Source organism: Priestia sp. D51, from assembly GCF_053345675.1.
Genome location: NZ_JBLTIR010000004.1, coordinates 345,498 through 358,053 on the forward strand (window position 1 = coordinate 345,498; position 12,556 = coordinate 358,053).

The 12,556-nt window shown below is 37.3% G+C and carries 10 protein-coding genes; 3 read left to right on the forward strand and 7 right to left on the reverse strand.

Annotated elements, in window-relative coordinates; genetic code table 11:
• The first annotated feature begins 25 nt into the window (after nt 1-25).
• Together ACNHOZ_RS18520 and ACNHOZ_RS18525 are read left to right on the forward strand one after the other, a co-directional pair.
• On the forward strand, nt 26-1,051 hold the full coding sequence (locus tag ACNHOZ_RS18520; RefSeq protein ID WP_048021244.1) for an LLM class flavin-dependent oxidoreductase: 1,026 nt from the start codon (nt 26-28) through the stop codon (nt 1,049-1,051).
• A gap of 305 nt (nt 1,052-1,356) precedes the next feature.
• Nucleotides 1,357-2,178, forward strand: coding sequence for a Cof-type HAD-IIB family hydrolase (locus tag ACNHOZ_RS18525; RefSeq protein WP_063247285.1), 822 nt, complete (start codon nt 1,357-1,359; stop codon nt 2,176-2,178).
• Nucleotides 2,179-2,226: 48 nt separating this feature from the next.
• Here the strand turns inward: ACNHOZ_RS18525 and ACNHOZ_RS18530 are convergent, their stop codons facing one another.
• A complete protein-coding gene (locus ACNHOZ_RS18530; protein WP_028413595.1) occupies nt 2,227-3,570 on the reverse strand; it encodes a 2-hydroxycarboxylate transporter family protein in 1,344 nt (447 codons plus the stop codon).
• A gap of 143 nt (nt 3,571-3,713) precedes the next feature.
• On the reverse strand, nt 3,714-5,423 hold the full coding sequence (locus ACNHOZ_RS18535; RefSeq protein WP_447697270.1) for an NAD-dependent malic enzyme: 1,710 nt from the start codon (nt 5,421-5,423) through the stop codon (nt 3,714-3,716).
• 498 nt (nt 5,424-5,921) lie between these two features.
• On the opposite strand from ACNHOZ_RS18535, the gene ACNHOZ_RS18540 reads away from it, so the two are divergent.
• Entirely contained in the window at nt 5,922-6,326 is a 405-nt protein-coding gene (locus tag ACNHOZ_RS18540; protein ID WP_028413597.1) for a hypothetical protein, read from the forward strand.
• A gap of 27 nt (nt 6,327-6,353) precedes the next feature.
• Here ACNHOZ_RS18540 and ACNHOZ_RS18545 read toward each other — a convergent pair whose 3' ends face one another.
• The 5 genes from ACNHOZ_RS18545 to ACNHOZ_RS18565 form a co-directional block, all read right to left on the reverse strand.
• Complete coding sequence (locus ACNHOZ_RS18545; protein ID WP_048021250.1) at nt 6,354-7,844, reverse strand: peptide MFS transporter; 1,491 nt, start codon at nt 7,842-7,844, stop codon at nt 6,354-6,356.
• A 527-nt stretch (nt 7,845-8,371) separates the two neighbouring features.
• Nucleotides 8,372-9,736: an allantoinase gene (locus tag ACNHOZ_RS18550; RefSeq protein WP_447697271.1), complete on the reverse strand. Its 1,365-nt coding sequence runs from the start codon at nt 9,734-9,736 to the stop codon at nt 8,372-8,374.
• Nucleotides 9,737-10,112: 376 nt separating this feature from the next.
• Nucleotides 10,113-11,540, reverse strand: a complete 1,428-nt coding sequence (locus ACNHOZ_RS18555) for a sensor histidine kinase (RefSeq protein WP_048021254.1) — start codon at nt 11,538-11,540, stop codon at nt 10,113-10,115.
• Nucleotides 11,530-12,204: a response regulator transcription factor gene (locus tag ACNHOZ_RS18560; RefSeq protein WP_028413601.1), complete on the reverse strand. Its 675-nt coding sequence runs from the start codon at nt 12,202-12,204 to the stop codon at nt 11,530-11,532. The genes ACNHOZ_RS18555 and ACNHOZ_RS18560 overlap by 11 nt, the downstream gene beginning before the upstream one ends.
• Before the next feature lie 178 nt (nt 12,205-12,382).
• Nucleotides 12,383-12,541, reverse strand: coding sequence for a hypothetical protein (locus ACNHOZ_RS18565; RefSeq protein ID WP_155017217.1), 159 nt, complete (start codon nt 12,539-12,541; stop codon nt 12,383-12,385).
• Between the last annotated feature and the right edge of the window lie 15 nt (nt 12,542-12,556).

Here is a 12,556-nt window from a genome sequence, read left to right on the forward strand (position 1 = left end):
TTATCAACTTTAAGGAGTGTTTTCAGTGAAATTAAGTATTTTAGATCAAAGCCCGCGTTATGAAGGTGAGCGTGCTGAAGATGCATTTCAGCATACCATTCAATTAGCTCAGCTAGCAGAAGAACTTGGCTACCACCGTTTTTGGGTAGCGGAGCATCATGACTCTGAACATGTTGTAGGATCATCACCCGAAGTGTTAATTTCTCACCTGCTCGCCAAAACGCATCATATCCGTATCGGCTCAGGCGGTGTTATGCTTCAACACTACAGCCCTTATAAAGTAGCAGAAAATTTTAACGTTTTAGCCTCATTATCTCCAAATCGTATCGATCTTGGAATCGGCAGAGCACCAGGAGGACTACCTCATTCTACTCAAGCCTTGCAACAAAACTCTCAGCCCACTAAGTCCTTAACAGACAAACTGATAGAACTTAAACAATACCTAAACGATACGCTGCCGGAAGATCACCCTCTTTACGGTTTAAAAGCCTATCCAAGGCCCCAAAAAGCAGCAGATATGTTTTTACTGGGAGCAAGTGCTTCAAGCGCAGAGCTAGCGGCATCTCTAAATCTTCCTTATGTATTTGCTCAATTCATTAATGGTGATCAAAAAGTGCTAGAAGAAGCGATTTCCGTCTATAATCAGCACGTTTCATCCCATGCACGCTCGCTTGTCGTTGCCCTTTCCGTCATCGTAGCGGATACCGTAGAAGAAGCAAAAGCATTAGCATCCAGCACAAAAATATTTAAAGTATACTTACAAAATGGGAAATCCGCTACATTAGGCTCCAAAGAAAAAGCGGAAGAATTTGGTCAGCAGTCTAAAGAAAGCTATCGAATTGAAGAAAAAGAAGCAAACGTCATATACGGCACAAAAGAAACCGTTCGTCAAAAGCTCCAAGCTTTGAAACAGGCATTTTCTATTGATGAATTTATTATTCTTACTGCTCTTCAAGATTTTGAACAAAAAAAGCGGTCTTATACGCTCTTAAAAGAAGCTTTCAGTGAAGGAGATGCTCAGAAAACGGATCAAACTCTAGCAGCTTACTAATCAAGAGGCTGAAATAAAAGAATTTTAGTCGAAGTAAAATACGAAGTAATAATCAAAATGATTGATTATTACTTCGTATTTTTTCGTTGTCATGGTAAACGTAGCTTTCATGTGTTTAATTGCTTTTAGCTATTGATTGGGCTGTTTTAGCTATGTCTCAAGTTCTTTGTTTCATCTACTTACGAGGCGTTCAAACAAAGTATACGCATGCTTCTTGTTTTCAAAAAATCATTAAATTGAATCAAACGTTTTTTTATAGTACCATATGAAGATATGAGTCTAGTAGAAGAAGGGAATTTAAAATTATGCCTTACAAAATGATTGTTTTAGATTTGGATGATACACTATTATGCGATGATCACACTATTTCTCCGCGCACGAAAGAAGCATTAATGAAGGCGCAAGAATCAGGAGTAAAAGTTGTACTTGCTTCTGGCCGACCAACTTACGGAATGGTTCACATCGCCAAAGAACTAGAATTAGAAAAGTACGGAAGCTTTATTTTATCGTTTAATGGGGCGAAAATTATTAATTGCTTAACAAATGAAGAGCTATTTAGCAGCACATTATCTCCGAGAACCGTTGCACGTCTCGACGATATTAGCCGCGAAGAAGGCGTCTTAATTCATACGTACGTTGGAGATGAAATTATAACTGAAGTAGAAAATAAATTTACGGATATTGAAAGTGACATTACAGGTCTGCCGATCCGTGTTGTTTCATCTTTTACTGATGCCGTTACAGAACCTGTTGTAAAAGTACTCATGCTGGCAGAGCCGGAAAAGCTAGTTCATGTGGAAAAGAAACTTCAAAAGCAGCTTCAAGGAGAGCTAAGCGTAATGCGCTCTAAACCATACTTCCTTGAATTTACAGAAGAAGGTGTCACAAAAGGGACAAGCTTACATTTATTAATTCAACAGCTTGGCATTACACGCGATGAAGTGATTGCTATTGGCGACAGTTATAATGATCTTGCCATGATTGAATTTGCTGGACTTGGCGTAGCAATGGGAAATGCTCCTGAAGATATTAAAGAAAAAGCCAACCACGTAACAGATACAAACATGAACGACGGTGTGGCAAAAGTTGTGGAAGAATTCATCTTAAAACCTGTTAGTGTTTCATAAGACAAAAAAAGCAGCTCGTACGAACCGAGCTGCTTTTTTGTTTTGATTTTATACTCCTAAAAGTTTCATAAGAAGCGTAGCTAAAATAACAGTGGAAGCGCCTCCAAGTCTTGTTGCTACTTGAGCAAATGGCATAAGTGACATACGGTTGGAAGCTGATAAAATCGCTACGTCTCCCGTACCTCCTAAACCGCTGTGACAGCCGGTTACAATTGCTGCATCCACCGGATGCATTTTCATCATTTTACCTACAAAATAACCGGTTGCTACCATAGCCATAACAACTGCTGCACATACGACTACATAACCTGGTGTCACAATTTTCACTACATCTTCAAGAGGAATATACAAAATTCCTAGGCCTACCATTAACGGCCATGTCAAGCTCGTAGAAATGAATTTGTACATATGGTAAGCACCTTGCTCCATCTTAGCAGGCATTACTTGTAAACATTTGACTAGCGTTGCCGCTACGATCATTAAAACTGGACCTGGAATTCCTAAAAACTTATGTGCTAAGCCTCCGAAAATAAAGAAACTACATGCAATTAAAAGACCTGCGCCCATTAACGAAAAATCTACTGGTTTCTTGATATTTGTATCTTCTGAGATGCCATCTCCGCCTTTTGTCTTCACAAGAACTCCATTACCTGTTAATTCTGGCTTTTTCTCTCCTAGACGTTTCATTAAGCCAGCACATACGATAGCAACGATGTTTCCAATAACAGCAGCTGGAATCATTTGCGACACAAAAGATTCTGCTGAACTACCTAAAATTTGAGAATAAGCAAGTGAAAGCGGTAAAATACCTTCACCAATTCCTCCTCCAATGATTGGTACAACAATATAGAAAAATGTATGTTTTGCTCCGTAACCAAATAACATCCCAACGGCTACGCCTGCAGCTACAGCGGCTAGCGTACCTAACACAAGCGGTACGAACATACGTGTAAAGCCTTGAATTAAAACTTTACGGTTCATGCCCAGAATACTTCCGGCTACTAAACAAGAAATATAAAGGTATAAAAAGTTTGATGTTTTCATCAAAGTTGTTACCGCTTCCATAGACGCGGGATTTAAAACATTATAAAAAACTAATACGGAAGGTACAAGCAGTGATAAAATAGCTGGTCCGCCAATATCTTTTAAAATCGGAATTTTTAATCCTAAATCACCAAGCAGCATTCCCATTACCATAATAATCGCAAATCCGCCAATCATATCTGGAGGAAGTTCGTTGTAAACGGCCGCGCCATATACAATTAATGCAAGTAAAACGTATAGCGGTAGAGGAATAACTCCTACTTTAATATTGTTGATTCGGTTCCAAAAACCCTTATTTTCAGGCTGTGAATCTTGAGTAAACGTTTCCAATTTACGTGCTGTATTCATCTCATAACCCCCTGTAGTTCTAATATAGAGAATCATACACAAGTTTAAAAAAACTATATACGTTATGTAACTTAAGAATTATTTTTGTAACTAAAAAAAGCACAGCTTCTTTTTTCAGAAGCTGTGCTTTTTCTATCTAAAAATTAAGCATTTACTGTTTCTAAAGCTTTAATTTCTTTGTATGTTGGTTCCCACATTGCTGCTTTTACTGCCGCTTTTACATCTGTTGGAACTTCTTTTGCAACGCCATCTTTAATTGCTGCGTTAGCAACCGCTAAAGCAACGTTATATGATACTTCACGTAATTCTTCTACGCGTGGTAGTAATGAAGCTCCTGGTTTGCTGCTGTCTACCATTTGAGCTACAGCGTGTGCACATGCTGCGAACATGCTGTCTGTAATAACTTCTGCTTTTACCACGATTGATCCAAGACCAAGACCAGGGAAAACAAAAGCATTATTAGATTGACCAATTTCATATTCCACACCGTCGTAGTTAACTGGTTCAAACGGACTTCCAGTCGCTACAAGTGCTTTTCCTTCTGTCCAATTTAATAGGTTTTCAGGAGTAGCTTCCGCAAGCGGAGTTGGATTTGACATTGGTAAAATAGCTGGGCGTTCTACATGCTTCGCCATTTCTTTTACGATTTCTTCTGAGAATGCGCCTGCTACACCAGACGTACCAATTAAGATTGTTGGCTTAACTTGTCTGACAACTTCTAAAAGAGAAATTTTGTCTTCTTCACGGTTCCAGTCCTTCACTTCTTCTTCTTTTCGTGCATAAGGCGTTTGGAAACCTAATAAGTCGTCCATGTCATCTGTTAAAAGGCCTCGGAAATCGACTGCCCAGAAGTTTTTGTATGCTTCATCTTCTGTGATCCCGTCTAATACCATTGCATCACGTACTTGATCTGCAATACCGATACCTGCTGTACCTGGTCCAAAGATTAAAACACGGTGGTCACGAAGTGGCATTTTAGACACTTGAACTGCTGAGAAAATAGCGGCAAGCGTTACGGCACCTGTGCCTTGAATATCATCATTAAACGTTAGAATTTCTTTTCCGTACTTGTTAATAATATTACGAGCATTTACATTACCGAAATCTTCCCAGTGTAACAGTGCATTAGGGAATATTTCAAGAGATTTTGAAATAAATTGATCTACGAAATGATCATAGCGCTCACCGCGGATACGTTCATGGCGGTTTCCGATATATAAAGGATCATTTAATAATTTTTCATTGTTTGTTCCTACATCAAGAACAACTGGAAGTACTCTGCTTGGATCGATTCCTGCTGCAGCTGTGTACACGGCTAATTTACCAATAGCAATATTAATACCACCAACGCCCCAGTCACCAATTCCTAAAATACTTTCTGAATCTGTAATAACCATTAAATCAATGTCTTCACTATTTGCATCGATATTTTTAAGAGCTTCTTCAATGCCTTCTACATTATCGATTGACAAGTATACGCCACCCGGACGGCGATATTCGTGGCTGTATTCTTGGATTGCTTGTCCAACTGTTGGTGTATAAACAACCGGAAGCATTTCTTTTAAGTGATCTTGCAATAAACGATAAAATAATACAGCATTACGGTTCTGTAAATCGTTTAAATACACATTCTTACCAAGGTTATCTGCCTGAGCTAAAAATTGCTCATATGCACGTTTTGCCTGCTCATCTAAACTTAAAGTCATTGGAGGAAGTAAACCTTCTAATCCTAACGTTTTACGCTCTTCTTTTGTAAAAGCTACTCCTTTGTTTAACATTGGAGCTCCTAAAATTTCTTTCCCGCGTAAAGTCGTTTCAATTGTTTCATTATCTGTAAAAAATACGTTGCGCATACGACTATCTTCCTTTCTGTAGACTTGTATGACAAGCATACAAGTTGATTAGATTTAAGTAATTGATACCTTATATGGATATTACTCATATTATTCAAATGTCCGTTAACTTTTTATGAATAGCTTGCTAATTCATTTGACAATAGTATATTTTATGCCTATCTATTTCTGCTGTCAACTATTTTAGTAGAGCAATTTTTTAGTTATAAAGAGGTAGAAATTTCTGAATTTAATATCTTTTATCAATTTTCTTTTTATATAGGTACTAAGAACCCTCTTTATTCTATTCATCTCTTTTGGAAAGTCAAAACAATCCTTTAATATGGAAAAAATGTTTAATTATAAAAAATTTATTTTGAAATAATTTTAGTTTGCCTATAAAAGAATATTTTTTATTTTTTTGTCTATGCTGATTAGTGAATTACTATGAATATTCTTTCCTTTCTATCTATACATATAAACTACATAGTTCTTTTTTATAATAATGGAGGTTATTATATGTTAAAACCAGATACAGCTATTATTTTTGGATTTCTTATTGAAGAAGCGGCCAGTCGATTAGACGATCAAGAGATTAAAGAAATTGCGGCTAAAGAGCTAGAGAATGGAGAATTGGTGTTTGAAGAAGCCAGTTATTTTTATAAACGCTTTTTTATCCCTGCTTCCTCTGAATTAAGACAAGCTCTTCGCCGAGAGGTCTTATCGCTTCATTTAACATTAAATCAAATTAAAAATGCTTATGGCAACGGATCTATGTCTAAGATTGCTCATATGCATCAAATTATTGCAGAAACTGAAAAATCAACAAACGAACTTAACAGACTTTTAAATCTTGCGTTCTATGAGGGTGAGGACGATCAGACCTACGCCTCCTTCATGAATATTTTTTCAAATAAATCATAAAAAAACCGTCCTTAAGGACGGTTTTTCTTATTGAACACCTTTCATTAAACGCTGAATTTTTGGAGAAATCATTAGCACAATTACACCTAAAATGACCGACACTCCGCCCAATGCAGCAAAATAAACAACTTGCGAAATGTTTTCATAGTATTGAACAAGCTGAGCATTGATTGCCTGCGCCGCTGCGCTTGTTAAGAACCATAAGCTCATTGTCTGAGCCGAAAACGCTGCAGGTGCTAGTTTTGTTGTAGTTGATAATCCTACTGGTGATAAACAAAGCTCTCCAACTACAACTAAGAAGAAGCTTAACACTAGCCATAGCGGGCTCGCTAACGTTTCATTTCCATGAATACTAGCCGGGATAACCATGACAAGGAAAGAAAGCCCTGCAAATAAAAGTCCTAATGAAAATTTCTTTGGTGTAGAAGGCTGTCTGTTTCCTAATTTCACCCAAATTGCTGCAAAAACTGGAGCAAATATAATAATGAATAACGGATTTAACGATTGGAACCAGCCAACTGGAATTTTAAAGCCGCCATACGTTAGCTGTGTATGATCTTTTGCATACGTTGCTAAAATTGTTGACCCCTGCTCTTGAATTGCCCAGAACATTACTCCAGAAACAAAAAGAGGGATATAAGCTAATACGCGTGAACGCTCATCAGCTGTTGTCTTGGGACTTTTATACATAACCACAAAGTAAATAATAGGAATAACAATCGCTAAAATACTTACAAATAAAATAACGCCTTCAACTGTTAAAATACCTGCTAAAGAAGTCAGTACAATAAAGATAGCAAGTACAACTACAGCAAGTGCAATAGTACCAAAAACTTTTTTGCGTTCTTCTGGTTTTAAAGGGTTTGGAACTTGTCTGCCTGCACGACCTAAGGTTTTACCTCGTGTAGCCATAAATACAATTAGACCTAAAAGCATTCCTACTGCTGCGATTCCAAAACCTAAGTGATAATTATATTTTTCACCTACTGTTGAAACAACTAGCGGCGCGATAAATGCCCCTGCATTTACACCCATGTAGAAGATACTAAATCCAGCATCTCGACGGTTATCAGTCGGGCTATACATATCGCCCACAACGCTTGAAACGTTTGGTTTTAATAAACCTGTTCCAATGATAATCAAGAACATTGAAATAAACAGCGCTGTTACACCTGCTGGCAATGCAAGCACTAGATGTCCGAGCATAATAAATATACCGCCGTAAAACACCGTATTAGACGTACCTAAAATGCGGTCTGCAATCCAACCGCCAATAATTCCAGACATATAAACAAGAGAACCATAAATAGAAAAGATCGCTAAAGCGGTTCCTTGTTCCATTCCTAATCCACCGTTTGCAATTGTATCGTACATGTACAATACAAGTAGCGCACGCATTCCATAGTATGAAAAACGCTCCCAGAATTCTGTAAAGAACAAGGTAAATAAACCTTTAGGATGTCCGAAGAATCCTTTTTGAGGAACTGTTTCATACACTTTTTCTCTCTCTACCGACATATTCCTTAACCTCTCTTTCAACCGTAAACCACCATAGACAAAACTGTCAAAAAATTATGATGATATAAAAAAATAGAAACAAGAAAATTTTATTCTTATAAAATGATTCTGTCAATATCAGAATTTTACAATGAGTGCATAATATACGATTTTTCATTATAAAATTGCACCTATAAAAAGCTTTAAATCAAGATTTCCTTTCTTAAAATATCTTTTTGAAAATTTTTTTATACAAAACCCTTGATTATAAAGCATCTGATTATCTACTTTTCATACAACCAGATAATATTTTTCTTTTTGGGAAATTTTTCTTTATATTTAAAAAGAAGCTTTATTCTTTTTAAATTATGCTTCCCTCAATCAAAAATATACTTTTTTAAAATAATAAAACCTTCTTTAAAAATGTCTCTTTTGTTATAGTAGATACTCTTTTTTCACCTATGTAATACTTTTAATATAAGTCATCCTCATTTTTTTATGTAAAAAAAGAGATAAAAGGTTTATTTTTCATCTCTTTTTTACTGTGCCTACAATTTTACGTATTCACCATTTACCATTTGTCCTTTGTGAAGAGGAAACACACCTTCTTCTTTAGTGTATACAATCGTTCCTCTATTAATGGTAGTTAAAATAACGCTATTAAATACCGTTCCTTCATATATACTGTGCTTATGTTTGAAAACCATTCCTTCTTTTGTCACTTTTTCAGTTTGATCCAGATCAACGATAACCAAATCCGCATCGGCTCCTAGCAAAATGCTTCCTTTTTTGGGATATAAGCCGAATCGTTTAGCTGGATTGGTTGATACAAGCTTTGAAATGTGAGAAAGAGAAATCCCTCTAGTGATCGCTCCTTCACTAATCATTGCTTGCAAAGAGTACTGACCGCCTGATATTCCACCCCAAACTTTAAATACATCATTCTGATGAGCTGTTTTTAACTCAATCGGGCAAGGAGAATGATCCGAAGAAATCATATCTACTTCTTCTGATTGAATACATGCCCATAATTTTTCTTTTTGACTCCTGCTGCGAAGAGGAGGTGCACACTTAGCCGTTACGCCAATTTCTTTAAAGTCTTCCTCTGTAAAAAGTAAATAATGCGGACAAGTTTCCAGCGTAACGTTCATTCCATTCTTCTTTGCTTCCGTAATAAGCTGCACTGCTTCATAGCTGCTAATGTGTACAAAGTGAAGCGGACATCCCGTTTCTTCACCGTACTCAAGCGCTTGCTTTACTGCGTTTACTTCTGCTACAACCGGTCTCGTTTCTAAATAATCTTTAATAGCCGTTTGCTTTTGCTTCTGTTTAGCCTGTTCAAGCTTTTGTATTAAGTCATTTCTTTCAGCATGCAGGGCAAGCACTTTATTTAGTTTTGCAATCTCTTTCATTCCTTCGTATAATGTGAGGTCATCTGAGAAATCAAATTCAGAACCTGCTTCTGACATAAATGCTTTAAAACCTATTACACCCGAATGAGCCATTTTGGCTAATTCTTCTTTATTACCAGGAACCAACCCTCCCCATAGACCGTAATCTACTACTGACTTTTGATCAGCCAGCTTTTTCTTTTCCCACAGCGCTGCTTCTGTTACGGTAGGAGGAACGCCGTTTAAAGGCATATCAAAATATGTAGTGCAGCCTCCTGCGGCCATAGATGCTGAACCGTAGTCAAACCCTTCCCAATGGTCTCGGCTCGGTTCATCAAAATGCACATGAATATCAATCATTCCAGGCAGAACATATTTGCCTTTAGCATCTACGTATTTTTTTGCTGGTATGCTAACACCTTGCGCTATTTCTGCAATCTTTCCTTTTTTAACACCTATGTCCGCTTTTACTATTTCGTCTTCTAATACGACCGAACCATCCCGAATAATTAAATCGTACATATTATCAAACTCCCCTTTACTTACTTCATCTTTTTGTTAAACGAAGTAGTCTGCTATTGTTCTATCATGCACTGTTTCCTTTAAAAAGTCTTTATCATTGTAAAGAACCCTGACACACAGACTGATTATTACGTCAGTTAATATAACTGAATTATCCGATTTTTTCATTCGCCATTTTGTCTAAACTTTTCTTTTTCATTTGGTCACTTTCACTAACTGAAAAGAGATGGAGACATAACTAAATCAACGGACGAACAAATTGGATAAATGAAACCTACCTCCACTCTAACCATAAAAAAATCCGAACGAGTTTGATTCTCCATCAAGAATCAAACTTGTTCGGATCTTCCTTCAACTAATTTTGTCACAGTCTCTTTTAACTCTTTTTTACTTTTTGTGACATTGGCAACCTTACTGTAAATGTACTTCCTTTTTCTTGTTCACTTTCTACATCAATTTTGCCTTTATGTGTTTCTACGATCCATTTAGCGATTGCTAGGCCTAGCCCGTGACCTCCCATTTGACGGGAACGCGATTTGTCAGCACGATAAAAGCGGTCAAAGATTCGATCCTTTTCATCTGGATGGATCCCAACGCCCGTATCACGTACTTTTAATATACATTCACTCCCGTGCTGAACTACTTGAATGTTTACACTGCCATGAGGAGTCGTATATTTAATCGCATTATCTAACAAAATGTAAATCAGCTGAGTTAGACGCTCTTGATCTCCAGTTACCACTAATTTTTCCGGTGTATCCAGCTGCAAATCAATATGTTTAGAAACCGCTAGGGTTTCAACGGATTCCATTACCTTTTGCACCGCGTCCGTAATATCAAAGGGCATCATTGCTTTTTCTACTTTATTAGAGTCTGAGCGTGCAAGCGTAAGCAAATCACTGACGAGACTCGTCATGCGCTTCACTTCAGCTTTCATATTATTGATTAATTTTTTAGAAAAAGGATCTTCTGTTACTTCCTCCTGCATTTCTAAAGCGTTGATAGAAGAAAGCATAACGCTAAGCGGCGTTCTTAACTCATGGGATGCATCCGCCACAAACTCTTTTTGCTTTTGGAAAGCTGTTTCAATTGGGACCATGGCACGTTTTGACATTAAGCGGCTGATATAAATGGCTACTCCTACAAACAGGACGGTAAGGCTCAGCATAATAATAAGGAGCCACTTTAACAGCTGATAAAGAAATGAAACGTCTTTTCCAATATAAAGCATCCCTAAAAATTGACCTTTATAAAAAATAGGTTCACCCGCCATCATCAAATCAATATCTATTCTGCCTTCCCCGTTTTGCCCTTTTACTCCTTCAATGTGTTCAAAACTAGGACGGGGAGCTTTTATTCGTTCTTTCCTCACTTCATTTTCAATAGGGATCCACCCATCAATTAAATCTAACAAGTTAGAGCGAAGCCGCTCACTCGCTTCGTTTCCCATAATAAGATCCCCTTCAGGACTGATGACATAATAAAAAAACTGATCTTCACCGGCTACGACAATGTTTTTGTACTCTTCTTTTGACTGCTGATTCGAGCTGTTTACCGCTTGTTTAATTAAGATGCTTTGGACAATTCGAGACTCTTGCTTTAGCATGCTATTTAAGTTTTGCTGCTGACTGTTGGATACAACCACATACACCAATGCATAAACAATAAATACGAATAATAGCAGAAACAGCATCAGCAATGCGCTATATCGGAATGTTAAACGATTTTGCGTCTGGCTGAATAAATCTTGCTTTACTTTTTGTTTTACTTTCTGTTTAGCTCTTGTAAGGAGTTTAGCTTTCAATTTTGTAGCCTACTCCGCGAATGCTTTGAATAAGATCCTGTTTGTTGAATTTCTCTAGTTTTTTCCGCAAAAGTTTAACCGTCGCATCAATCGTTTTAATGGAAACATCTGATTCATATCCCCATACCCGGTCTAAAATAATATCTCGAGAAAGAACTTGTCCTTTGTTTTTTACTAAAAAATCTAGCAGTTGAAATTCACGAGGACTTAATTGAATAAACTCCTCGTCAAACTGCACGGTTTGACTTGCTCTTTTTAATATCATGCTGGCAATCTCTACTTCTTCTTCTAAAATTGGTGCATAATTACGACGAGCCAAAGCGCGAAGCCTTGCAAGCAGCTCGTCAATTTCAAATGGCTTAATAACGTAATCATCCGCTCCCGCATCTAAGCCTTGTATACGATCTTGAACCGCATCTTTTGCTGTTAACATAAGAATGGCCCCGGCGTATCCTTCTTTTCTTAGACGTTTACATACATCGATTCCGTCTCCATTGGGCATCATCCAGTCAAGAATTAACACATCATAATGTGCTTCAGATGCATAGTCATATGCATCATTCCCTTCCGTCACCCATTCGACGTTATAGCCTCCTTTTTTCTTCAGCATATAACTAACTAATTCACCTAGCTGCAAATCATCTTCTGCTAGCAGTACGTTCATTCTGCGTAACTCCTTCCTTCGTTTGATACATTTCCCTGCATCCTTTTGTTTACTTTATTATACAAAAAGAATCAGCAGAAACAAGCTGCCTCTACTGATCTCTTTTCATTTTAATTTTCCCTACCTGTATTAAGAACGAGAGCAAACTGCTGTTCAGCCGTTCGCGTCTTTTGTACTTTTATGAATGACTAACGATTTGATTTGAATATGAAGGATTTGATCCATTAACAGTTTCTGTGACCTTTACAACACGCCGGCATATTTCAGCTCGTACACCTCTGTGCTTCAATTGTTCGACGATTTTTTCTAATTTGCTATAAGACGCTGTTTGTTTCATATCCATCCCCTCATT